This is a genomic window from Pinisolibacter sp. DMC100 (assembly GCF_056313705.1).
Window position 1 is genome coordinate 265205 of record NZ_JBQUZT010000002.1, and the last position, 22589, is coordinate 287793.

Annotated in this window: 21 protein-coding genes; 14 read left to right on the plus strand and 7 right to left on the minus strand. The window is 69.2% G+C overall.

What is annotated here, in order from left to right:
• Together ACT541_RS10115 and tenA are read left to right on the plus strand one after the other, a co-directional pair.
• Complete coding sequence (locus ACT541_RS10115) at positions 1–363, plus strand: HesB/IscA family protein (RefSeq protein WP_476136461.1); 363 nt, start codon at positions 1–3, stop codon at positions 361–363.
• The gene (tenA, locus tag ACT541_RS10120; RefSeq protein WP_476136462.1) at positions 363–1025 is read left to right on the plus strand and encodes a thiaminase II; all 663 of its coding nucleotides are present in this window, start codon (positions 363–365) and stop codon (positions 1023–1025) included. Before ACT541_RS10115 ends, tenA begins: the two co-directional genes overlap by 1 nt.
• A 256-nt stretch (positions 1026–1281) precedes the next feature.
• Here the strand turns inward: tenA and ACT541_RS10125 are convergent, their stop codons facing one another.
• Complete coding sequence (locus tag ACT541_RS10125; RefSeq protein ID WP_476136464.1) at positions 1282–3369, minus strand: methyl-accepting chemotaxis protein; 2088 nt, start codon at positions 3367–3369, stop codon at positions 1282–1284.
• A gap of 262 nt (positions 3370–3631) precedes the next feature.
• On the opposite strand from ACT541_RS10125, the gene ACT541_RS10130 reads away from it, so the two are divergent.
• From ACT541_RS10130 to tgt, 7 genes are all read left to right on the plus strand, one after another.
• A complete protein-coding gene (locus tag ACT541_RS10130) occupies positions 3632–4270 on the plus strand; it encodes a LysE family translocator (RefSeq protein ID WP_476136465.1) in 639 nt (212 codons plus the stop codon).
• 4 nt (positions 4271–4274) lie between these two features.
• Positions 4275–4637, plus strand: coding sequence for a TfoX/Sxy family protein (locus ACT541_RS10135; protein WP_476136467.1), 363 nt, complete (start codon positions 4275–4277; stop codon positions 4635–4637).
• A 114-nt stretch (positions 4638–4751) separates the two neighbouring features.
• Positions 4752–5228: a peptidylprolyl isomerase gene (locus ACT541_RS10140; RefSeq protein ID WP_476136469.1), complete on the plus strand. Its 477-nt coding sequence runs from the start codon at positions 4752–4754 to the stop codon at positions 5226–5228.
• 169 nt (positions 5229–5397) lie between these two features.
• On the plus strand, positions 5398–5688 hold the full coding sequence (locus ACT541_RS10145; RefSeq protein ID WP_476136471.1) for a BrnT family toxin: 291 nt from the start codon (positions 5398–5400) through the stop codon (positions 5686–5688).
• 22 nt (positions 5689–5710) lie between these two features.
• Complete coding sequence (locus ACT541_RS10150; RefSeq protein WP_476136472.1) at positions 5711–5911, plus strand: BrnA antitoxin family protein; 201 nt, start codon at positions 5711–5713, stop codon at positions 5909–5911.
• A 41-nt stretch (positions 5912–5952) separates the two neighbouring features.
• Entirely contained in the window at positions 5953–7035 is a 1083-nt protein-coding gene (gene queA / locus ACT541_RS10155; protein WP_476136474.1) for a tRNA preQ1(34) S-adenosylmethionine ribosyltransferase-isomerase QueA, read from the plus strand.
• The gene (tgt, locus tag ACT541_RS10160) at positions 7032–8180 is read left to right on the plus strand and encodes a tRNA guanosine(34) transglycosylase Tgt (protein WP_476136476.1); all 1149 of its coding nucleotides are present in this window, start codon (positions 7032–7034) and stop codon (positions 8178–8180) included. Before queA ends, tgt begins: the two co-directional genes overlap by 4 nt.
• Positions 8181–8275: 95 nt before the next feature.
• Here the strand turns inward: tgt and ACT541_RS10165 are convergent, their stop codons facing one another.
• The 5 genes from ACT541_RS10165 to ACT541_RS10185 form a co-directional block, all read right to left on the minus strand.
• Positions 8276–8866: an acetate uptake transporter gene (locus ACT541_RS10165; RefSeq protein ID WP_476136478.1), complete on the minus strand. Its 591-nt coding sequence runs from the start codon at positions 8864–8866 to the stop codon at positions 8276–8278.
• Between the two features lie 290 nt (positions 8867–9156).
• Complete coding sequence (locus ACT541_RS10170; RefSeq protein ID WP_476136480.1) at positions 9157–9624, minus strand: hypothetical protein; 468 nt, start codon at positions 9622–9624, stop codon at positions 9157–9159.
• Positions 9625–9720: 96 nt separating this feature from the next.
• Entirely contained in the window at positions 9721–12006 is a 2286-nt protein-coding gene (mdoH, locus tag ACT541_RS10175) for a glucans biosynthesis glucosyltransferase MdoH (RefSeq protein WP_476136482.1), read from the minus strand.
• A gap of 28 nt (positions 12007–12034) precedes the next feature.
• Positions 12035–13558 (minus strand): OpgD/OpgG family glucan biosynthesis protein, encoded by a 1524-nt coding sequence (locus ACT541_RS10180; protein ID WP_476136484.1) that lies wholly within the window; start codon positions 13556–13558, stop codon positions 12035–12037.
• Between the two features lie 315 nt (positions 13559–13873).
• Complete coding sequence (locus ACT541_RS10185; RefSeq protein ID WP_476136485.1) at positions 13874–14314, minus strand: BA14K family protein; 441 nt, start codon at positions 14312–14314, stop codon at positions 13874–13876.
• Positions 14315–14445: 131 nt separating this feature from the next.
• On the opposite strand from ACT541_RS10185, the gene ACT541_RS10190 reads away from it, so the two are divergent.
• Both ACT541_RS10190 and ACT541_RS10195 read left to right on the plus strand, forming a co-directional pair.
• The gene (locus ACT541_RS10190) at positions 14446–14784 is read left to right on the plus strand and encodes a hypothetical protein (RefSeq protein ID WP_476136487.1); all 339 of its coding nucleotides are present in this window, start codon (positions 14446–14448) and stop codon (positions 14782–14784) included.
• 37 nt (positions 14785–14821) lie between these two features.
• Positions 14822–17215: a hybrid sensor histidine kinase/response regulator gene (locus tag ACT541_RS10195; protein WP_476136489.1), complete on the plus strand. Its 2394-nt coding sequence runs from the start codon at positions 14822–14824 to the stop codon at positions 17213–17215.
• On the opposite strand, the gene ACT541_RS10200 is transcribed toward ACT541_RS10195, so the two are convergent.
• Positions 17197–17895, minus strand: a complete 699-nt coding sequence (locus tag ACT541_RS10200) for a response regulator (protein WP_476136491.1) — start codon at positions 17893–17895, stop codon at positions 17197–17199. The genes ACT541_RS10195 and ACT541_RS10200 overlap by 19 nt on opposite strands.
• 165 nt (positions 17896–18060) lie before the next feature.
• Between ACT541_RS10200 and ACT541_RS10205 the strand changes: the two genes are divergently transcribed.
• The 3 genes from ACT541_RS10205 to torA are packed head-to-tail and all read left to right on the plus strand — an operon-like array spanning position 18061 to position 22396.
• The gene (locus ACT541_RS10205; protein ID WP_476136493.1) at positions 18061–19224 is read left to right on the plus strand and encodes a NapC/NirT family cytochrome c; all 1164 of its coding nucleotides are present in this window, start codon (positions 18061–18063) and stop codon (positions 19222–19224) included.
• Positions 19221–19889 (plus strand): TorD/DmsD family molecular chaperone, encoded by a 669-nt coding sequence (locus ACT541_RS10210; RefSeq protein ID WP_476136495.1) that lies wholly within the window; start codon positions 19221–19223, stop codon positions 19887–19889. Before ACT541_RS10205 ends, ACT541_RS10210 begins: the two co-directional genes overlap by 4 nt.
• A 35-nt stretch (positions 19890–19924) precedes the next feature.
• Complete coding sequence (torA, locus tag ACT541_RS10215) at positions 19925–22396, plus strand: trimethylamine-N-oxide reductase TorA (RefSeq protein WP_476136497.1); 2472 nt, start codon at positions 19925–19927, stop codon at positions 22394–22396.
• The last annotated feature ends 193 nt before the right edge of the window (positions 22397–22589 follow it).

Below are 22589 nucleotides of genomic sequence, written 5' to 3' on the forward strand. Positions count from 1 at the left end.
ATGGGTCTCTTCGGCGACATGCCCGTCGTGAAGCTGACGCCCGCCGCGGTCGACCGCGTGCGCGCGATCATCGCCAATTCGTCGACGCCGCTCGCCGGCCTCCGCCTCGGTCTCGACAAGGGCGGCTGCGCCGGCATGACCTACAAGTTCGAGATGGTCGCGGCGGCCGATCCCAAGGACGACGTGGTCGAGGTCGACGGCGTCACCGTCTTCGTCGATCCGGCGGCGACGCTCTATCTGCTCGGCACCACGGTCGACTTCAAGACCGACAAGATGGCCTCGACCTTCGTGTTCGAGAACCCGAACCAGATCTCGGCCTGCGGCTGCGGCGAATCGGTCTCGATCGAGCCGGCGAAGGCCTGATGGATCTCTTCGACCGCCTCGTCGCCGCCCGTCCCGAGGCGTGGCGCGCCTATGTCGACCATCCCTTCGTCCACGGGCTCGGCTCGGGCGAGCTGCCGGAGGCGGCCTTCCGCACCTATCTGGTGCAGGACTGGCTGTTCCTGATCCAGTTCGCCCGCGCCTATGCGCTCGCCGTCTTCAAGGGGCGCGATCTCGCCGAGATGCGCGCCTCCTTCGCGGGGCTGAAGGGGCTGCTCGACACCGAGATGGGGCTGCACGTGCGGCTCTGCGAGGCGCGCGGCATTCCGCTCTCGGTGCTCGACACCACGCCGGAGCATCGCGCCACCGTCGCCTATACCCGCTGGGTGATCGACACCGGGCTGCGCGGCGATCTCCTCGATCTGCACGTGGCGCTCGCCCCCTGCGTCGTCGGCTACGCCGAGATCGCCAAGACACTCGCGATGCGGCCGGGGGCGCTCGATGCCGCCAACCCCTACGCCGAATGGATCGCCGAATATGCCGGCGGGGCCTATCTGGAGATCGCGGCGGCGGCGCGCGCCCATCTCGACCGGCTGGCGGAGCGTTCGCTCACCCCCGCGCGCTTCGACGATCTCGCCGAGATCTTCGCCACGGCTTCGCTGCTCGAGGCCGACTTCTGGTCGATGGGGCTCGAGGGCGCCTGACGTCGGACGTATGAGGCTTCGATCCCTTCGGTCTGGAGCAGAGGCTCTTCACCCTGAGGTGCGAGCGAAGCGAGCCTCGAAGGGCGAAGGGCCGAGAGGCAACGCCCGTCGACGACTTCGCCCTTCGAGGCCCGACTGTGTCGGGCACCTCAGGGTGAAGCCGAACAGGGGCTAAGGGTCAGACCTCGAGCGTTCGTCACAACGCGCGAAGGGCGGCCCTCGCGGACCGCCCTCCCGTCGTTTCTGCAAGGCCCGATCAGGCGGCGCGGATGCCGGCGACGAAGTCGTCGATCTCGCGGCGCAGCGCCTCCGACTGACGGCTGAGCTCGACCGCGGCGTCGAGCACCTGGCGCGAGGCCTCGTCGGACTGGGCCAGTGCGACGTTCACGTCCTCGATGTTGCTCGAAACCATCGCCGTGCCCTGTGCCGCCTCCTGCACCGAGCGGGCGATCTCGCGCGCCGCCTCGCCCTGGCCGCCGACGGCGCCGGCGATGTCGGCGGTGATCTCGTTCATGGTGCGGATGGTGTCGCCGATGCCGGCGATGGCGTCGGCGGTCTGGCCGGTGGCGACGCGGATGGCGTCGACCTGGGCCGAGATGTCGGCGGTCGCCTTGGCGGTCTGGTCGGCGAGCTGCTTCACCTCCGCCGCGACCACGGCGAAGCCCTTGCCGGCCTCGCCGGCCCGCGCCGCCTCGATCGTCGCGTTGAGCGCGAGGAGGTTGGTCTGGCCGGCGATCTGGGCGATCAGGCCGACCACCGAGCCGATGTGCTGGGCGGCATCGGCGAGACCGACGATGCGCCGGTTGGTGGCATCCGCCTCGGCGACGGCGCGGGTGGCGATCTCGGCGGAGTGATCCACCCGCCGCGAGATCTCGCCGACCGACGACGACAGTTCCTCGGTCGCGGAGGCGACGGAGGAGACGTTGGCGGTCGCCTCTTCGGCGGCGCTGGCGACGGTGGTCGAGCGCTCGGCCGTCGCCGCGGTGGCGCTCGTCATGGTCTCGGCCGAGGCGCGCAGCTCGGTCGCGGCGCTGGCGACGCCGCCGACGATGCTGCCGACGGTCGTCTGGAAGCGATCGGCGAGGGCATTGCGGTCGGCGCGGCGCTGAGCGGTCGCCCGACGGTCGCGGTCGGCCTCGGCGCGGCGCAGGGCCTCGGCCTCGCCGAGCTTGTCCTTGAAGACGGCGAGGGTGCGGCCGAGCGCGCCGATCTCGTCGCCGCGCTCGACATAGGGCACCTCGACCGCCAGATCGCCGTCGGCCATCGTCATCATGCGATCACCGATGGTCTTCAGCGGCGCGACGACACGGCGGTCGACCATCACCAGGAAGGCGAGCGAGGCGATCGCGGCGCCGACGAGCAGGGCGACGTCGACGATCAGCGCGAGACGGGCGTGGGCGTGTTCTTCGGTCGCGCGGGTGCGGGCGACGGCGAGCGCTGCCTCGGCGACGCCGAGCACCGCCGCCTGACGCGGCACCATGAAGTTGCTCCAGCCGGCGCTGTCGAAGTCGACCCTGCGGCCGGCGGCGAGCGCCTCGGCGGTCTCGGCCTGGCGGGTCAGCACGTCCTTGGCGAAATACTCGCGCTCGGCGCGTTCGACGGCGGCATGGAAGACCGGCGGCATGTCGAGGCCGGCGACCAGATCGCGCGCCGCCGACCACGACGCCTCGGCGCGGGCCATCTGGCCGGCGAAGCCCTGGCGGAAGTCGGGGGCGAGGGCGAGGCCGGCGACGCCGCCGGAGACCATGGCGGAGGCCTCGCCGACCGCGGCGCGGGTCTGCCAGACCAGTTGCTTGACGTCGAGCAGCTTGTCGATCATCGGGTCGGCGAGTTTGACACCGATGCCGATCGAGCGCGACGTCGCCTCGAGCCGGTCGACCAGCCCATTGGTGGTCTTCAGGAACTCGTCGAGGAGACCGGCGCGGCGCTCGGCCTTCGGCCGGCGGATCGCCGCCTCGGCCTCGGCATGGAGCGCGGCGAGGCGCTCGGCGTCCGCGGCGAGCGCCCGCGCGGCGGCGGTCGTCTCGTCGGTGCCGATCGCCGTCAGGGTCGCGACCGAGCGCCCGAGCGCGGCGAGTTCGGCGGCACGGGCGGCGAGGGCCTGCTGGGTCGAGGCGGCGGAGGGCTGGTCCTTGCGCAGGTCGCGGGCGGTGCTCGACCGGTCGACGCGCAGATTGTGCAGGGCGGTGAAGAGGTGTTCCGTCACCTCCGCCGCGACCACGGTGCGCTGCGTCGCCGCCGAGCGCTGCCACATCGCGCGTGCGTTGTCGCCGAGCAGGAAGAGCAGGGTCAGCACCAGAATTCCGGTCGAGACGCGAAGCATCGTGCGGATCGATAAGTTCATCTCGGCGCCCCCGTTGGCGTGATAGCGCTACCAGCGGTAGCTGGGGAAGGTTAAGGAATCTCTATGAACCGAGATGTCGGCAGCCGAATGCTGCGGTGCATGAAGCATTTCTCGAGCAAAGTTCGACGGCTAGGTACAGTTGCCGGAGTGAGCGGCATGTTGCGTTACGTCATCTGTGATTGCCGCGCGTGCGTCTCGGGGGGTGAACCGCGGCGCGGTCGCGGGTAGGATCGCGGCTCCCCCTCGAATCGAACCGAGGCCCATGCCGATCCCGTTTCTCGACCAGCTCGTCGCGCTCTTCGTCTTCGCCTGCATCGGCGCCTTCACGCCGGGGCCGAACAACGTGATGTTGCTCGCCTCGGGGGTGAACTTCGGTTTCCGCCGCACCATGCCGCACATCCTCGGCGTGGCGATCGGCTTTCCGGTGATGACGGCGCTGGTGGCGCTCGGCCTCGGCTTCGTCTTCAGGACCCAGCCGTGGCTGCACGTGGCGATCGAGATCGTCGGCGTGGTCTATCTGCTGTGGCTCTCGGCCAAGATCGCCTTCCAGCCGGTCGAGCGCGGCATCGGCGTCGTCGCCTCGACGGCGAAGCCCTTCGGATTCATCCAGGCGGCGGCGTTCCAGTGGGTCAACGTCAAGGGCTGGATCATGGCGGTGTCGGGCGTGTCGGTCTACGTGCCGGAGGGGCTGACGCCGACCGCGGGGGCGCTGGTGCTGGCCGCCGTGTTCCTCGTCACCGGCATCGGTTCGGCCTCGACATGGGCGGCCTTCGGGACGATCATCGCCCGGTTCCTGCACGAGCCGCGGCGGCTGCGTCTCTTCAACTGGACGATGGGCATGCTGCTCGTCCTGTCGCTGTGGCCGGCCTTCGTCGACTTCGTCGGCTGGATGCGGGGGTGAGGCCGTGAGCGACGTCGAATTCTATCGCGATCTCTGCCGGCCGCTCGGCGGCGTCACCATGAAGGCGATGTTCGGCGGGTTGTGCCTCTGGCACGAGGGGCTCGCCTTCGCGCTGGTGATCGACGAACAGCTGTTCTTCAAGGTCGACGACGTGAACGGTCCGGCCTTCGACGAACGCGGCCTGCCGCGCTTCTCCTACACGACCAAGACGGGCCGCACGACGGTGATGTCCTATGCGCGGGCGCCCGAAGAGGTGTTCGACGACCCCGACGTCTTCGCCGACTGGGTGCGCGGCGCCATCGCTGCGGCGCGACGGGCGGCGGCGGCCAAGCCGGCACCGAAGGCGCGCCGGCCCAAGAAGGCGTGAACGCGCCCGCCTCATTCCCGCGTTGCCTCGGCGGCCGTTTCGGTCGATAAGGCGGGAGACCTTCGGGATACGAACGCGGCTCCCGAACCGTTCACTACAGACGAAAGAGATCCCATGAGCGCGCTCGATCCGGAAAACACCCTCGTCATCGAAACCACCCAGGGCAAGGTCGTGATCGCCATGCGTCCGGACCTGGCGCCGGGCCACGTCGACCACATCAAGAAGCTGGCGCGCGAGGGCTTCTACGACGGCATCGTCTTCCACCGCGTCATCGAGGGCTTCATGGCCCAGACCGGCTGCCCGCACGGCACCGGCACCGGCGGCTCCAAGTACCCGGACCTGAAGCAGGAGTTCAACGCCGAACCCCACGTCCGCGGCACCGCCTCGATGGCCCGCGCCATGAACCCGAACTCGGCCAATTCGCAGTTCTTCATCTGCTTCGACGACGCCCGCTTCCTCGACCGTCAGTACACGGTGTGGGGCAAGGTCGTGGAAGGCATGGAGAACGTCGACAAGATCAAGCGCGGCGAGCCGGTCAAGAACCCCGACAAGATGATCTCGGTCAAGGTGATGGCCGACATCGCGGGCTGAGTGGTCCGACATCGACGACGTCGATCGCGGGCGGTCGGAGCAGGGTGCTCCGGCCGCCCGTTTCGTTTCTCTCACGGGTTGTGTGTTCGTGCTACGGGTTGCATAATGGGCGGATTGATTTTTGTAGTGACAAAAAATCGAAACGGTGCTTTCCTCGGAGGCGTGTCCGATGGAACTCACGTGGGATCCGGCCAAGCGCGAACGGACGATCGCCGAGCGCGGTTTGGATTTCGCCGACGCGGCGGCGGTCTTCGCCGGGCTGCACTTCGATCTGCCCGATCGCCGCTTCGACTACGGCGAAGAGCGGATGTTGACCTTCGGGTTCCTCGGCGAACGGATGGTTTCGCTGGTGTGGACCGCCCGCGACGGTGGTCGTCGCATCATCTCGATGAGGCATGCCAATGACCGCGAACGTGCCCGGTTCGAAGACGTCCTCCGCCGCGTGGATCGACCCCGATGACGCGCCGGAGTGGACGGAAGACATGTTCGACGCGGCCGACCTGCTCGTCGGCGAACGCGTCGTGCGGCGCGGGAGGCCGAGGGCCGACAATCCCAAGGCATCGATCAACATCCGTCTGTCGCCCGACGTCGTGGCGCGGTTCCGGGCCACCGGCAAGGGATGGCAGACGCGGATCGATGCGGCGTTGAAGGAATGGCTGGCGAGCCATCCGGAAATCGGCTGAAGGCTGGCGTTCGCCCCGCCATTCGGGCTAAGAAGCCCCCCATGCGCGTCGATCTCTTCGATTTCGAACTCCCGGCCGACAACATCGCCCTGCGTCCCGCGTCGCCGCGCGAGAGCGCGCGGCTGCTCGTGGTCAGGCCGGGCGAGACGCCCGAGTTCACCGACGCGACCGTCGGTGATCTCACCGACTGGCTCCGCCCCGGCGATGCCCTCGTCTTCAACGACACCAAGGTGATCCCGGCCGAGCTCCACGGCATTCGCGTCCGCGACGAAGCCCGCACCGCCGTCACCTTCAATCTGATCGAGCGCAAGGGCGCCGCCCATTGGCGTGCCTTCGCCCGGCCGGGCAAGCGGCTGAAGCCGGGCGACCGCGTCCTCTTCGGCGAGGCGGGGCGGGCCTGTTTCCTCGGCGAGGTCTGGGCGCGCGTGACCGCCAAGGGCGACGACGGCATCGTCGATCTCGCCTTCGATCTCTCCGGCCCGGATCTCGACATCGCCATTCACGCCGTCGGCTCCATGCCGCTGCCGCCCTACATCGGCGCCAAGCGGGCGGCCGACGCGCGCGATGCGACCGACTATCAGACGATCTACGCCCGCGAGGACGGCGCCGTCGCGGCGCCGACCGCCGGACTGCACTTCACGCCGGAGATGATGAATCGCCTCGATGCCATGGGTGTCGAACGCCATTTCGTCACGCTTCACGTAGGGGCAGGGACATTCCTGCCGGTGAAGGTCGACGACACGGCCGACCACGTCATGCATTTCGAGAGCGGCGTGCTCTCGGCCGAGACGGCGGATCGGCTCAACGCCGTGCGCGCCCGCGGCGGGCGGATCGTGGCGGTGGGGACGACCTCACTGCGCATCCTCGAGAGCGCCTGCGACGAGGCCGGCCGGCTCGCGGCTTTTTCCGGCGCCACCGACATCTTCATCACGCCGGGGCGGGTCGTGCGCTCGATCGACGCCCTGATGACCAACTTCCACCTGCCGCGCTCGACGCTCTTCATGCTGGTCTCGGCCTTTTCCGGGCTCGAGCGGATGAAGGCGGCCTATGCGCATGCGATCGCTTGCCGCTATCGCTTCTATTCCTACGGCGATGCCTCGCTGCTCTTCCCGGACAGGCCATGACCGAGACCTCCGATACGACGCCGGCCTTCGGCTTCACCCTGCACACGACCGACGGCATGGCGCGCCGCGGCACGGTCGCGACCGCCCATGGCGAGATCCGCACGCCCGCCTTCATGCCGGTCGGCACGCAGGCGACGGTCAAGTGCATGTATCCCGATCAGGTGCGCGCGCTCGGCGCCGACATCATCCTCGGCAACACCTATCACCTGATGCTGCGCCCGGGGGCGGAACGGGTGGCCCGCCTCGGGGGCTTGCACGAGTTCATGAACTGGCCGCATCCGATCCTGACGGATTCCGGCGGCTTCCAGGTCATGTCGCTCGCCCAGCTCAGGAAGATCACCGAGAAGGGCGTGACCTTCTCCTCCCACATCGACGGGGCGAAATACGAGCTGACGCCGGAGCGCTCGATCGAGATCCAGGGGCTGCTCGGCTCCAACATCCAGATGCAGCTCGACGAATGCGTCAAGCTGCCGACGACGCGGCCGGACATGGAACGCGCCATGGAGCTCAGCCTGCGTTGGGCCGAGCGGTCCAAGTCGGCGTTCTTCGGCAAGCGCGGCCACGGCATCTTCGGCATCGTCCAGGGTGGCGACGATCTGGAGCTGCGCGCGCGTTCCGCCGCCGGGCTGACGGCGATCGACTTCCACGGCTATGCGCTCGGCGGCCTCGCGGTCGGCGAGCCGCAGGAGGTGATGCTGCGGGTGATCGAGGCGACGGCGCCGCTCTTGCCGGCCGACAAGCCGCGCTATCTGATGGGCGTCGGCACGCCGCACGACATCGTCGAGGCGGTGGCGCGCGGCATCGACATGTTCGACTGCGTGATGCCGACGCGGGCCGGCCGTCACGGTCAGGTCTTCACCGCGCGGGGGCGGGTGAACCTCAAGAACGCCCGCCATGCCGACGATCCCCGGCCGATCGATGCGGAGAGCCCGGAGCCGGCGGCGCGCGAGTGGTCGCGGGCCTATCTGCATCATCTCGTCAGGACCGGCGAGGCGCTCGGCGCCATGCTGCTGACCCGGATCAACCTCGCCTATTACCAGACGCTGATGCAGGGCGCGCGCGACGCCATCGAGGCCGGGCGCTTCGCCGACTGGAAGGCCGAGACCATCGCCGGCTGGGCAGCGGGCGACATCGATCCGGTATGATCGGGCGAAGCATCGGTCGAACGAGAAAAGGCCCCGGATCGCTCCGGGGCCTTTGCGTTTTGGTGGTTGGGCGTCGTTTCGGCGGGCGTCGTCGCTCAGGCGTGGGCGACGGTGCCGAGCGGGCAGACGGTGCGGCCCCAGACCTCGTTCAGCACCTGGGCGAGGCCGGTGTAGATCGCCGCGGCGCCGCAGAAGAGGCCCTCGAAGCCGGCGACGTGCGTCAGCGCCTCGTTGCCGGTCGCGTCGGCGAGCGCGAGCAGGGCGAAGAGCACGGTCAGCGAGCCGAACACCACCTGCAGGGCGCGGTTGAGGCGCAGGGTGCCGACGAAGAGGACGGCGGTGAAGACGCCCCACATGCCGAGGAAGGCCGGCATGGCGGTGGCCTTGGCCGGGCCGGCGATGCCGATCGGCGCGTGTTCCAGCACGATCAGGCCGACCAGCGACAGCCAGAACATGCCGTAGCTGGTGAAGGCGGTGGCGGCGAAGGTGTTTCCCTTCCGCCATTCCATGACGCCGGCGATGATCTGGGCGAAGCCGCCGTAGAAGATGCCCATCGCCAGGATCATCGTGTCGAGCGGATAGAGCCCGGCATTGTGGAAGTTCAGCAGCATGGTGGTCATGCCGAAGCCCATCAGCCCGAGGGGGGCGGGATTGGCGGTCGTGTCGTTGTCGTGCGCGGCGCTCATGTCCGGATCCATTGGTCGTTGCTCGGCGACGGCTCGGGGGCGCACCGCCCCTCCGGGTGGGCGGTCGAAGGACGGACATGGGCGCGCCGTCCGCTCGTGCCGAGCCGTCGGCCCTTCCTAAGGGAAGGCCCGGGCGATGACCAGTTCGCTCCGAACACGGCTCAAGTCTTTGAAAACGCTCGATCTAATCGAGTTATACGAAAGTTGCATACCGCTATGGTGTCGATATGTCGCAAGCGCATGGCAAGGCGCGGCGGCGGCGGTGATGGCCGCGCGCCGACCGTGCCGGCTCACTCGTCGATCAGCCGGCAGGCGATGTCGAGCGGCTTCGGAATGGTGTCCAGGGTGCTGTTCCAGAGTTCGCATTCGAGCAGATTGTCGTCGGCGACCATGCGGGCGGAATAGACGTTGATCAGCATCCGGGCGGTGCCGGGTTTGACCCACTTGAGGTCGGCCGTCTTGAAGCCCTTGCCGACGAAGGAATAGGTCACGGTGGCGGCCGGCTTGCGGGTGACGTTCTCCTCGCCGAGGTTGATCTCGCCCTCGATCGCCTTCTTCTCGCCGGCCCTGGTCGGCTCGCCCGAGTACATGGCGGCGACGGTGACCTGTTCGCCCATGCCGGCGAGCTTCTTCAGCGCGGCCGGCGACAGTTTCAGCGCGACGTCGAACTTCGGCGGGGCATCGGCGGCGAGCGCCGCGGTCGCGCCGGCGACGAGGCCCGCGAGCGCCGAGAGGCAGAGACGGGTGGTGCGGCCCATGGGCGTTCTCCTGTCGGTTCGGTTCCGAGTCGGCCGGCAGTGTGCCACGAGAGCCGTGCCGCGGCGACGGGGGCGGGGCCCCCGCCGTCGGGTGCGTCAGGCGGAGGGCTTCACGCCGTCGTTGGCGGCCTCGAAGACGGCGAGGTCGTCGGGACGGACGGCGTCGTGGGCGTTGGGCGGGACCTCGGACGGAAAGGGCTCGATGCGCCGTTCCTCGATCGCCACGAGATCGGGGGCCGGCTCGGGCTCGACGATCAGATGGTCGATCGACTTGATCAGATGCGGCTCGGAGAGCACCGCCATGCGCTCCTTCGGCCCGAGCCAGGCGAGAACCTCGGCGAAATGGGTCGCCTCGGCGATCTTGGCGGCGGCCATCACCGGCTCGAGCTCGGGCTTGCCACGGGCACGCAACGGCACCGGCAGATGCATGTGGGCGTGGACGGCGCGGGCGTGCGGGTTCTCGACCACGGTGGTCAGGCCGTCCTCGACCTCGGGCAGCTCGGCGGCGGCGCGTTCCTTGGCGAGGCGGGCGCGTTCGAGGATGGCCGGCGGGTCGGTCTCTTCCGGGATGAGGAGGAGATGGATCTTCTTCAGCGCGAGGCCGGCGGCGAGCGAGCCGGACGCCCAGGACAGCGGCACGGCGAGCATCAGGCCGATCACCGTCGGCGACATCCAGGCGAGGATGGCGGGCGAGATGACATAGGCGGCGAGCGTCATGAAGACGCCGATCATGGCGTGCTGCCAGTGATGGCGGATGACCTCGGCGAGCGGAATGCCGCCGTCGTCGCGGCGCTGGGTCTTCCAGCCCGAGTCGCGGCCGAGCAGGATCTCGGCGACATGGCGCGACTGGAGCAGCATCATCACCGGAGCGACCAGCGCCGAGATCAGCGTCTCGAGGAGGGTGCCGAAGACGATGGCGATCGCTCCGCCCGAACGGCGGCGGATGCGCGAGCGGAAGATCGACTCGATCACGCCCAGCACCTTGGGCAGCAGCAGCACGCCCATGGTGACGAGGAAGAGATCGAGCGCGCGTTCCGAGTCGAACCGCGGCCAGGCGGGATAGAGCGAGAATTCCTTGGAGAAATATTCCGGCCGGATGAACTTCGCCTGGAGGGCGAGGGCGAGGCCGACCATCAGCAGCATCAGCCAGATCGGCGAGGCGAGGTAGCTCATGATGCCGGTGGCGAAGTGGACGCGCGAGGGCCAGCGCAGGCCGACGGTGCCGAGCAGCGCCATGTGCTGCAGGTTGCCCTGCGCCCAGCGGCGGTCGCGCATGGCGACGTCGAGCAGCGACGGCGGGCTCTCTTCGTAGGAACCCGACAGCCACGGCACCATGTAGACGCCCCAGCCGCCGCGGCGGATGAGGGCCGCCTCGACGAAGTCGTGGCTCATGATGTGGCCGCCGAAGGGCTTGCGGCCGGGCAGGTCCGGCAGACCGCAGGCCTCGGCGAAGGCCCTGGTGCGGATGATCGCGTTGTGGCCCCAGTAGTTGCCGTCGCGGCCGTGCCAGACGGCGAGGCCGCGGGCGATGACGGGGCCGTAGATCGTACCGGCGAACTGCTGGAGACGGGCGAACAGCGTGTTGCGGTTCACGATCACCGGCAGGGTCTGGATGATGCCGGCCTTGGGATCGTCCTCCATCAGCCGGGCGAGGGTGACGATGGTCTCGCCCATCATCAGACTGTCGGCGTCGAGCACCAGCATGTGCTCGTAGCGGCCGCCCCAGCGGGTGACGAAGTCCTGGATGTTGCCGGCCTTGCGGGCGACGTTCTTGTGGCGGCGGCGATACCACACCGCCATGCGCGACCCGAGACGGCGGCGCAGGCGGTCGATCGCCAGTTCCTCCTCGACCCATACGGTCTGGTCGGTGGTGTCGGAGCAGACGAAGATCTCGAAATTGGCGCCCGCGCCGCGTTCGATGATCTCCTCGGCCATCGCCTCGAGGGCGCCGATCGTGTTGGCCGGGCTCTCGTTGTAGACCGGCATCACGAGCGCGGTGACGACCGAGAGCGGCCGGTCGAGGTCCTTCGGGCGGCGCTCGAAGAAGCCGGCGAAGAAGCCGGCGATGCCGGAGGCCGCCGACAGCGCGATCCACGAGAAGGTCAGCGCGAAGAAGCCGATCAGCGGCCATTCCAGGCCGACGATGCCGCCGGCCGAGACGACGCCCACCATCTCGTTGACGCCGTAGGCGGAGATGACGAAGCCGAGGCCGAAGACGAAGAGACGGGCGAGTACCGTCCGCGGCGGAATGGCGCCGTCGACGCGGGTGGCGTCGGGTCCGTCCCAGCGGCCGAGCTTCTGCACCGGCATCGCCATGGGCGCTTCCGGCGGGACCGGCGGCGGCAGGGCGGAAGGGGCGAGCGATTGGAAGTCGACGGTCACGGCGTTGCTGTTCCGGTCCGGGGGGTGATCAGGCGGCGACCCAGCGATGAAGCCAGGTTTCCGTGACGGGTTTGTTGGCGGCGTCGACCAGCAGGACGCGCAGCTCGACGAGCGGCGCGTTGCCGGGATCGAGCTCGAAGGTCACGCGGGTGCCTTCGTCGCCGGGCAACGGCATCGCCATCGGCGCGACGATGCGTCCTGCGGAGCCGGAGACCATCGGCTTGATGGCGGCGGCCGGCGGCATCGGGCCGACGAAGTCGATCGCGAAGCGGCGACGGGTGCCCTCCGCGCCGCGACCCTCGCGGCTGGAATAGACATGGGCGAGGCCCGAGGGCTCGAGGCCGCTCGCCTGCCAGTGCAGGCGATAGGCGGCGGAGAACTCCTGTCCGGCCTTCAGCTTGGCGGCGGGGCGCCAGTAGGCGACGATGTTCTCGTGGATCTGGCTCTCCGACGGGATCTCGACCAGTACGACCGAGCCCTTGCCCCAGTCGCCGATCGGCTCGACCCAGGCGGAGGGACGCATCTCCCAGCGCTGCTCGAGGTCCTCGTAGTCGGAGAACTCGCGGGCGCGCTGGGCGAGGCCGAAGCCGAGCGGGTTCTCGTCGCCGAAGGCCGAGATCTGCAGCACGGTCGGGTTGGCCAGCGGTCGCCACAGGCGTTCGCCGGCGCCGGTGCGCACCGCGAGGCCGTCGGAGAGATGCACCGCCGGACGGATGTCGTCCTGACGCGGGCGGCCGATCGAGCCGTAGAGGAACATCGAATTGAGCGCGCCGAGGCCGACGTGATCGAGATCGACGCGCGGATAGAGCGTCATTTCGACGTCGGAGGCGGTCTCGGCACCGCGACGCAGCGTGACGCGCCAGGCTCCGGTCACCGAGCGGCTCTCGAGCAGCGCGTAGATGCGGATCGACTGGGCGTTCTCCTCCGGCTTCTCGACCCAGAAGCGGGTGAAGGCGGGGAACTCCTCGCCGTCGGGCGAGGCGGTGTTGATGGCGAGACCGCGCGCGGTCAGGCCGTAGCGCAGGTCGAGCGTCGTCGCCTTGAAATAGCTCGCGCCCTGGAAGACCGCGAACTCGGGCCAGCGGTCGCCGTCGGCCGGGCGGTGCAGCTTGACGCCGGAGAAGGGCAGGGTGACGCCCTCGTCCGGCGGGGCGACGCGGCCCCAGTCGAAGCTGTCGCGGTCGAAGGCGATCGGCAGTGCCTGGCCGTTGTCGATCAGATAGACGTCGACGCCGAGGTCGTAGACCGAACCGGCCGGCAGCGGCTCGACGGCGTAGCCGCGATTCTCGTTGCGCCAGATCTGCAGATCGCGCTTCCAGCGGATCTCGCGATACTGCTCGAAGGGGAGCTGGGCGAAGGGCTGGGGGACGCGGCTCTTGGCGACCACCTGCGGCTTGGCGGCGAGCGCGCGCGCCTCGTCCTTCAGCGTGCCCCAGTCGAAGGCACGCGGCTCCGGCGTCGCCGGCGCGCCGTCGGCGGCCGTGGTGGGAGCGGCGAACGCGACGGCGGCAGCCGAGACGAGCGAGGAGATCAAGAAATCACGACGATCCATGGACGCGTTCCGTCGGCCCGAAAGCGGTCGAAATTACGGCGGGAGGCCTTCGGCGATCGTGACCCGGCGCGCGAGCGGCGAGGGTGTCGCCGAACACGCCCGACCTTCCGGAGGGACGGTCGACCATAGCTCATCATGTCGACGGGTCAATGACTTCTCGGTGGTTCCGGACGCCGGGCGGCGACGATGCCGGAGAAGTCGGGCGAGGCCTCCGCGACGCATCCGAGCGGTCGATCGACGCCGGACGCGCGAACGGCGCGCCGGAGGGCGCGCCGTCCATGGGCCGACACCGTGCAGGATGCCGGCTTCGCCGTGTCACAGGCGGCAGCGGCGGGTGTTGCCGTAGCGGTCGACGAAGGTGTCCGAACGCGGATCGTACGACCGGTAGGTGCGCGAGCAGCGTGCGACGTGGCCGTTGCCGGATGCGGCTCCGGCGATCATGGCGCCGGCCGCCAGACCGACGATGCCGGCCGCCAACGCGGCACCGCCGTCGTCGTCATGGTGATAGTAGCGCGGGCCGCCGCCGTAGTAGCGGGGGCCGCCGCCGTAGTAGCGCGGTCCACCGTTGTAGTGGCGCGGGGGGCCGCCGTAGTGGCGGTTGCCGTATTGCGGGCCGGGGCCGCCCTGTTGCCGGCGCCAGTCGAGGTTGCCGGTGCTCTGGGTGGCCGGGAAGCGGGATTGCGCCTCGGCGATCGAGGGCAGGGCGCCGACGACGAGCGTGAGCGCGACGGCGGCGATACGACCGAAGACGTGCATGACGTACCTCCTCCGGATCGCCGGGCCGATCCGATGTCATAGCCCGGGGAACGCCGCCCATCCCGACATCGGGTCGGCCGAGCGCTCCAAGTCCTGAGAACAAATGTCGTGAGCGGGGTAGGGTTCCGACAATGAGCATTTATACGTATGTTCAGCACCAAGGGCTGAGACTTTCGACGCGAGCAGCGTCGCCGGACCGGCCGGAGGCGTCGGCCGAGCCCGAGGAGGGCGGCGGCGAGGACGACGTCGCGGCCGATCTCGGCGATCGCGACCGGCGCCACGAAGACCGGCAGGGGCTCGCGCCGCACGCCGGCGAGGGCGTGGCGGCGCTCGGGGGCCTGCTCGTCGTCATGACCGGGCGCCACGCCGCCGCCCGGATCGGCCGCCGGCACGCCGGAGTGGCGGCGAACGCCGTGGCATGTCGGGGTCGGGAACGATCCGGACGGCGCGAGCCGCGAGATCGATTATGATCGCCGCTCCGAGCCGGGAAGCCGAGGGCTGGACGACATGAACGCGACGAGGCGTCTCCACGACGTCATTGCCGACAACGAGGATCGCCTCACGGCGGGGATCATCGAATACGCCAAGGCGCGCGGCTACACGCCCTTCACCTCGACGCTCGAACAGGCGTGGCGGGCCTCGATCCACGGGCTGTCGGCACCGCTGCTCGCCGCGCTGGCGGAAGGCCGGTCGTGCACCGCGGTCGTGGCGGAGGTCGAATACGGCCGCGATCCGATCGCCTTCTACGGCATCGAGGCGGCCCGGCGGCATCGCACCCGCGGCATCACGCTCGGGCTCTTCCTCGGGCTGATGAAGAGCTATCGGCGGACCTATCTCGATCTCGTCGACGACGAGGCGGCCGACGAGGCCGAGCGGCGGGCCTGGGCCGACGTCGTCGACAACTTCTTCGATCGGATGGAGGTCGGCTTCTGCGACGAGTGGGCGAACCGATCGCCGGACGAGGACGCCGAGCAGCTCCGGGTGCAGAACCGGCACGTCACCAACGAGAAGAACCGCTATCTGACGATCTTCGAGAGCCTCGACGACCCGGTCTTCCTGGTCGGCGAGAAGGGCCGGGTGGAGAACATGAACCACGCCGCGGCGCGGCTCTTCGCGGTCCGCCAGGCGCCGGGGGCCGGCTACTACGGCGGCGAGGCGGTCGATCTCGCCGAGCTTCTCGGCTTCGACCCGGAGACCTGCCGCGAGCCGGTGTGCGAACGCGAACTCGACACGCGGCTCGGCCGGCGCTGGTTCGACATCCGCAAGCAGCGGATGCTCGACGTCTCGGAGAAGTACATCGGCACCGTCGTCATCCTGGTCGACGTCACCGAGCATCGCAAGGCCAAGGAGGAGGCGGAGGCGGCCAACCGGGCGAAGTCGACCTTCCTCGCCACCATGAGCCACGAGATCCGCACGCCGATCCACGGCATCCTCGGCGTCGCCGAGCTCCTTCAGGCGAGCCCGCTCGACGAGGCGACGCTGAAGCGGGTCGAGGCGGTGTCGCGCTCGGCGGAGATCCTGTCCTCGGTGGTCGCCGACATCCTCGACTATTCCAAGATCGAGGCGGGCGTGCTCGACCTCGAACACGTCGAGTTCTCGGTCGGTGCCGTGGTCGAGGACGTCGTCGGGCTGATGCGGCCGATCGCCCGGCGCAAGCCCGATCTCGACATCGCGGCGGAAGTCCCCGACCTGCCGACGGTGGTCGGCGATTCCGGCAAGCTGCGGCAGATCCTGCTCAATCTGGTCGGCAACGCGGTCAAGTTCACGCAAACCGGCACGATTTCCGTCTCGGTCGAGGAAGTTCGCGGGCCGGGCGAGGCCTGGGCGCTGGAATTCGTCGTCGCCGACACCGGCATCGGCATTCCCGCCGACCGGCGCGAGGCGATCTTCGAGCCCTTCACCCAGTCGGACGGGTCGGTGGCACGGCGCCACGGCGGCACCGGGCTGGGGCTCGCCATCTGTCGCCGGCTGGTCGATCTCGTCGGCGGGTCGATGGCGCTGCAGTCGATCGAGGGCGTCGGCAGCCGCTTCTCCTTCACCGTGCCCTTCGACCGCGGCAGCCGGCCCGCGGCGGCGGTGGGCGAGGGCGATCCCGGCGCCGTGCCGGCGCGGGCGCTCGACGTGCTGGTGGTCGAGGACAACGAGGTCAACGCGCTGGTCGCCCGCGGCCTGCTGGAGCGCGCCGGCCATCGCCCGGTGATCGCACCGACCGGCGAGACGGCGGTCGCGGCGGCGGCGAACGGCACCTTCGACATCGTGCTGATGGACGTCCGCCTGCCCGACTTCGACGGGCTCGAGGCGACGCGACGGATCCGCGCGCTCGCCGATCCGCGCCGGGCGAACGTGCCGATCGTCGCGCTCTCGGCGCAGGTGCTGCGCGACGACATCGAGGCCTGCCTCGCCGCCGGCATGAACGACTTCCTCGGCAAGCCGTTCCGCGCCGAACGGCTCGACGCGGTGTTCCGCCGCCAGCTCGGCGTGGTCTCGCCGGGGCCGGTCAAGCCGGCGGCGCCGGCCAGGGCGAAGGCGGGAGATGGCGTGGCGGTCGATCGGCGGGTGCTCGACGAACACGTCGCGGCGCTCGGCCTCGCCGGGGCCGAGAGCATCGTCGAGACCTGGCGGCGGTCGACGGCGGCGACGCCGGACGCCCTGACGCGGGCGCTCCGGAGCGGCGCGCGCGGCGAGGTGGTGGAGATCGCCCATCGGCTGAAGAGTTCGTCGCGCCACGTCGGGCTCATCGGCCTGTCGGACCGCGCCGCCGTGGTCGAACGGCTGGCGCGCGACGCCGGGGCCGCCTTCGAAGGGCCGGTGCGCGACCTCGCCGCCGCGCTCGTCGCCTCGCGTCCGGCGCTCGACACCGCCTGGGCGGAACTGGCGCAGCCTCAGCCGGCGAAGACGTAACCGATGCCGTGAACGGTGATGATCAGCCGCGGATGGGTGGGATCGATCTCGATCTTGCGCCGGAGGCGGCCGATCAGCACGTCGATGGTGCGGTCGAGCGGGTCGCGGTCGCGGCGGCTGACCTGATCGATCAGCGCGTCGCGGGTGAAGATGCGGCCGCGGTGGGAGACCAGTGTCGCCAGCAGCTCGAATTCCGCTCGCGTCAGCCGCACCTCGCGGCCCTCGGCGTCGGTCAGGCTCCAGTGCGGGATGTCCATTCGATAGCCGGCGAAGAACTTCGTCGATTCGTCCTCGCGCACCAACCGGGCGGCGGCGACGCGGCGGGCGAGGTTCTTCACCCGCGGCAGGAGTTCGCGCATGTCGTAGGGCTTGGTGACGTAGTCGTCGGCGCCGAGTTCCAGCGCGACGATGCGGTCGACCTGATCGTCGCGGCCGGTCACCATGATGACGCCGACCTCGGACTGACGCCGCAACTCCCGCAGGAGCGACAGGCCGTCCTCGTCGGGCAGGTTGATGTCGAGCAGAACGACGGCGACGTCGCCGCCGGCGAAGACGCGGCGCATCGCCTCGCCGTTCTCCGCCTCGGAAACCCGGTGGTTGTCCTTGCGCAGATAGGCGGCGAGCGTCTGGCGACTGACCGGATCGTCTTCGACGACGAGAACGTGTTGGACCCTGCTCATGGAACATCATGAACGATGGTCTCCGGTCCGGCGTCAAGACGGCGCGAGGCGGCGTTCACACCGGTTCACAATTCTCTACACCGCGTTCACCGGCTGCGCGAAACCCGTTCACCGCACCGGTCCATCGTCCCTCTCGACAAAGAATCCGACGAGGGGAACGGTCCCGTGTGGAACAAGGCAATCTCGCTCCTGAAACGCCCCGTGGCACTGGGGCTCGCCGGCACCGTCGGCATCGCCGTCGGCGTGATCGGCTGGGGTGGCTTCAACACCGTCATGGAGGCGACCAACAGCCTCGAGTTCTGCACCTCGTGCCACGAGATGCGGAACACGGTCTTCGAGGAATACAAGAAGACCATCCACTATTCGAACCCGGCCGGCGTGCGCGCGATCTGCTCGGACTGCCACGTGCCGAAGGACTGGACCCACAAGATCGTCCGCAAGATCCAGGCCTCGGGTGAGGTGTGGGGCAAGCTGACCGGCTCGATCGACACGCCCGAGAAGTTCGAGGCCAAGCGTCTCGAGCTCGCCAAGCACGAATGGGCGCGGATGAAGGCGTCCGACAGCCGCGAATGCCGCAACTGCCACTCCTTCGAGGCGATGGACTTCGCCCATCAGAAGAAGAAGGAGGCCTCCGACCAGATGCAGAAGGCCTGGAAGGAAGGCGGCACCTGCATCGACTGCCACAAGGGCATCGCCCACAAGCTGCCCGACATGACCACCGGCTACAAGGCGCTCTACGACGAGCTCGCCGCGCTGGCGGCCTCGGATGCCCCGAAGACCGGCGACAAGCCGACGACGCTCGCCACCAAGGGCTTCTGGCTGGCCAAGCCCGCCTCCGACACGGCGACGGTCGACGGCCGCATCCTCGCCCCGACCCCGGTCGAGGTGACGGCGACCGACGGCGGCTATGTCCAGGTCAAGGTCGGCGGCTGGCAGCAGGAAGGCGCGGAGCGGCTGCTCTATGCCCAGCAGGGCAAGCGCATCTTCGTCGCGGCGCTCGGCGGCGACGCCGTCGACAAGGTCGCCCGCGGCCAGACCGTGACCGATCCCGACACCGACCAGAAGTGGACCGAGGCGACGCTGACGGCGTGGGTCAAGGCCGACCTGATGGTCAAGGACGCGGCCAAGGTCGATGCCTACGGCTCCGAGATGTTCAACGCCTCCTGCGGTCTGTGCCATGCCGCGCCGCAGACCGGGCACTACCTCGCCAATCAGTGGATCGGCGTCCTCAACGCCATGAAGCGCTTCGTCTCGCTCGACGACGAGCACTTCCGCTTCGTCCAGAAGTGGGTGCAGCTCCGGGCCCAGGACACGGGGGGCAGACATTGACCCCCGCCACCGCCCCGGCCCGCGACCTCGACGTCGCCCCCGCGCTTCCGTCCGACGGCCAAGGCCGTCGCGACCCCGACGCCGCGGCCTTCGCGGCGATGACCTGGGGCTGGCTCTCGGCCCTGTTCGCCCGGCCGCCGAGCGCCGCGGCGCTCGCCGCCCACCGCGTCGGGCCGCTCGCCGCACTCCTCGCCGAACTCGCCACCGACCCGGCCCTCGCCCCGTCGATCGTCGAGCTCGGGGCGGTGATCGCGGACGACGACGAGGCGGCCGCCCGCCGCATCGCCATCGCCCACGGCCGGCTCTTCGACGGCCTCGGCGGCCCGGAGACGGTGCCGCCCTACGAATCCGCCCATGTCGGCGACGGACGGCTGTTCGGGCCGGCGGTCACCGACATGGAACGGCTGCTCGCCGCCCACGACCTCTCGGTCGGCGGCGAGGCCCACGAACCGGCCGATCATCTGGCGATCGAACTCGCCCTGATGGCCCGGCTGGCCGCCTCCGACCATCCCGACCGCGCGGTTCTCGCCGCGCGGCTCGCCGGCTGGGTTCCCCGGTTCGCCGACGCCTGCGCGGTGCACGATCGCTGCGGTTTCCATGCCGCCGCGGCGCGCCTCCTCGCGACGCTCGTCGAACGCGAAGCATCCGGCCTCCCCCTCGCCTGAGACGAGAAGACCCACGAAGGCAACAGGAGAAGACAATGACCATCGTCTCCGACAAGGAATTCCGTGCCGAACTGTCCCGCCGCAGCCTGCTGCGCAGCGGTATCGCGCTGGGCGCCGCCGGCTTCTTCGGCCCGTCGCTGCTGTCGCAGGGCGCCCGCGCCGCCGGCGCCGACGGTGAAGTGCTGACCGGCAGCCACTGGGGCGCCTTCCGCGCCAAGGTCGAAGGCGGCCGCATCGTCTCGGTCAAGCCGTGGGAGAAGGACCCGGCGCCGAGCCATCAGCTCGCCGGCGTGCTCGACAGCATCTACTCGCCGACCCGCATCAAGTATCCGATGGTGCGCTGCGCCTGGCTGGAGAAGGGCCCGGGCGCGAGCCCGGAGACCCGCGGCACCGACGACTTCGTCCGCGTCACCTGGGACCAGGCGATCGATCTCATCGCCAAGGAACTGGTCCGCGTCGAGAAGACCTGGGGCCCGACCGGCACCTTCGCCGGCTCCTACGGCTGGAAGAGCCCCGGCCGTCTGCACAACTGCCAGAGCCTGCTGCGCCGGATGATGAATCTGAAGGGCAACTTCGTGAACGCCTCGGGCGACTATTCGTCCGGTGCGGCGCAGGTCATCATGCCGCACGTCGTCGGCACGCTCGAGATGTACGAGCAGCAGACGGTGTGGCCGGTCGTCGTCGACAACACCCAGCTGATGGTGTTCTGGGGTGCCGATCCGATCGTCACCAACCAGATCAGCTGGACGATCGGCGATCACGGCGGCTACGAGGGCATGAAGGCGCTCAAGGCCAAGGGCACCAAGGTCATCTGCATCGATCCGGTGAAGACCGAGACCTGCGACTACTTCGGCGCCGAATGGATCGCGCCGCGGCCGCAGACCGACGTCGCCATGATGCTGGGCATCGCCCACACGCTGGTCGTCGAAAAGCTCCACGACGAGAAGTTCCTCAAGGACTACACCACCGGCTTCGACAAGTTCCTGCCCTATCTGATGGGTGAGACCGACAAGACGCCGAAATCCGCCGAATGGGCTTCCCAGATCTGCGAGATCCCGGCCGACAAGATCAAGGAACTGGCGCGTCTCTTCGCCAAGAACCGCACCATGCTCGCCGGCGGCTTCTCGCTGCAGCGGCAGCACTACGGCGAACAGCGCCACTGGATGCTGGTGACGCTCGCCTCCATGCTCGGCCAGATCGGCCTGCCGGGCGGCGGCTTCGGCTTCTCCTACCACTACGCCAACGGCGGCGCCCCGGCGGCCGATGCTCCGGTGCTGACCGGCATCACCGACGGCGGCAAGGCCAAGGAGGGTGCGGCCTGGATGACGGAAGCCGGCGCGGCGACCATCCCCTGCGCCCGCATCGTCGACATGCTGATGAATCCGGGCAAGGACTTCGACTTCAACGGCAAGCGCGCGAAGTATCCGGACGTCAAGATGGCCTACTGGGTCGGCGGCAATCCGTTCGTCCACCATCAGGACCGCAATCGTCAGGTCAAGGCCTTCCAGAGGCTCGAGACCTTCGTGGTACAGGACTTCCAGTGGACACCGACTGCGCGTCACGCCGACATCGTGCTGCCGGCGACGACGTCCTACGAGCGCAACGACATCGAGTCGGTCGGCGACTACGCCGGCTCGGCCATCCTGGCGATGAAGAAGGTGATCGACCCGGTCTACGAGTCGAAGTCCGACTACGAGATCTTCGCGCTGATCTCCGAGAAGCTCGGCAAGGGCAAGGAGTTCACGGAAGGAAAGTCGGAGATGGAGTGGATCAAGTCGTTCTACGACGCGGCTCTGACCCAGGCCAAGGCGAAGAAGATCGCCATGCCCGACTTCGACACCTTCTGGAACGGTGCCGGCGTGGTCGAATTCCCGATCACCGAGGGCAAGACCTTCGTCCGCTACGGCAAGTTCCGTGAGGATCCGCTGCTCAATCCGCTCGGCACGCCGTCGGGCCGGATCGAGATCTACTCGAAGAACATCGAGAAGATGGGCTACGACGACTGCGGTCCGCATCCGATGTGGTACGAGCCGGTGGAGCGCCTCGGCGGTCCGACGACCAAGTACAAGCTGCACATCGCCACCAGCCATCCCAAGAGCCGCCTGCATTCGCAGCTCTGCGGGACCAAGCTGCGCGAGACCTACACGATCTCGGGCCACGAGCCCTGCCTGATCCACCCGAAGGACGCGGAAGCCCGCGGCATCAAGGACGGCGACGTCGTCCGCGTGTTCAACGACCGCGGCCAGATCCTCGCCGGTGCCAAGGTGACCGATCACATCCGTCCGGGCGTGATCCGGGTCAACGAGGGCGGCTGGTACGATCCGCAGGAAGGCGGCAAGGTCGGCACGCTGTCGAAGTACGGCGATGCCAACGTCCTCACCGTCGACATGGGGACCTCCAAGCTGGCGCAGGGCAACTGCGGTCACACCGCCGTCGGCGACGTCGAGAAATACGCCGGTCCCGCCGTCACGGTCGGCGCCTTCGCTGCCCCGAAGGGTGCCGCCTGATGCCGAAGGCCGGAGGTGCTCACGCACCCGGCCTTTGAAGAAACGCGAATTTCTCATCTGCGTCGGTGGCATGAGAAATTCGCGTCCGGAATGCCGCCGGTCGTCTTCGACGTCCGACGTCATGCCGCCTGCCGCGGCCGGGGTGCCGCCAATCACCCCGGCCGCCATCTCGCCGGAGGGGATCCGTCCCCTC

What these genes read in the sequence shown, in the direction of transcription:
- torA (WP_476136497.1), top strand. Translation starts at nt 19,925, where the DNA reads ATGACCATCGTCTCCGACAAGGAATTCCGTGCCGAACTGTCCCGCCGC.
- ACT541_RS10165 (WP_476136478.1), bottom strand. Translation starts at nt 8,866, where the DNA reads ATGAGCGCCGCGCACGACAACGACACGACCGCCAATCCCGCCCCCCTC.
- ACT541_RS10140 (WP_476136469.1), top strand. Translation starts at nt 4,752, where the DNA reads ATGAGCGCGCTCGATCCGGAAAACACCCTCGTCATCGAAACCACCCAG.
- ACT541_RS10190 (WP_476136487.1), top strand. Translation starts at nt 14,446, where the DNA reads ATGAGCATTTATACGTATGTTCAGCACCAAGGGCTGAGACTTTCGACG.
- ACT541_RS10200 (WP_476136491.1), bottom strand. Translation starts at nt 17,895, where the DNA reads ATGAGCAGGGTCCAACACGTTCTCGTCGTCGAAGACGATCCGGTCAGT.
- tenA (WP_476136462.1), top strand. Translation starts at nt 363, where the DNA reads ATGGATCTCTTCGACCGCCTCGTCGCCGCCCGTCCCGAGGCGTGGCGC.
- ACT541_RS10170 (WP_476136480.1), bottom strand. Translation starts at nt 9,624, where the DNA reads ATGGGCCGCACCACCCGTCTCTGCCTCTCGGCGCTCGCGGGCCTCGTC.
- ACT541_RS10115 (WP_476136461.1), top strand. Translation starts at nt 1, where the DNA reads ATGGGTCTCTTCGGCGACATGCCCGTCGTGAAGCTGACGCCCGCCGCG.
- queA (WP_476136474.1), top strand. Translation starts at nt 5,953, where the DNA reads ATGCGCGTCGATCTCTTCGATTTCGAACTCCCGGCCGACAACATCGCC.
- ACT541_RS10185 (WP_476136485.1), bottom strand. Translation starts at nt 14,314, where the DNA reads ATGCACGTCTTCGGTCGTATCGCCGCCGTCGCGCTCACGCTCGTCGTC.
- tgt (WP_476136476.1), top strand. Translation starts at nt 7,032, where the DNA reads ATGACCGAGACCTCCGATACGACGCCGGCCTTCGGCTTCACCCTGCAC.
- ACT541_RS10150 (WP_476136472.1), top strand. Translation starts at nt 5,711, where the DNA reads ATGTTCGACGCGGCCGACCTGCTCGTCGGCGAACGCGTCGTGCGGCGC.
- ACT541_RS10125 (WP_476136464.1), bottom strand. Translation starts at nt 3,369, where the DNA reads ATGAACTTATCGATCCGCACGATGCTTCGCGTCTCGACCGGAATTCTG.
- ACT541_RS10195 (WP_476136489.1), top strand. Translation starts at nt 14,822, where the DNA reads ATGAACGCGACGAGGCGTCTCCACGACGTCATTGCCGACAACGAGGAT.
- ACT541_RS10180 (WP_476136484.1), bottom strand. Translation starts at nt 13,558, where the DNA reads ATGGATCGTCGTGATTTCTTGATCTCCTCGCTCGTCTCGGCTGCCGCC.
- ACT541_RS10130 (WP_476136465.1), top strand. Translation starts at nt 3,632, where the DNA reads ATGCCGATCCCGTTTCTCGACCAGCTCGTCGCGCTCTTCGTCTTCGCC.
- ACT541_RS10145 (WP_476136471.1), top strand. Translation starts at nt 5,398, where the DNA reads ATGGAACTCACGTGGGATCCGGCCAAGCGCGAACGGACGATCGCCGAG.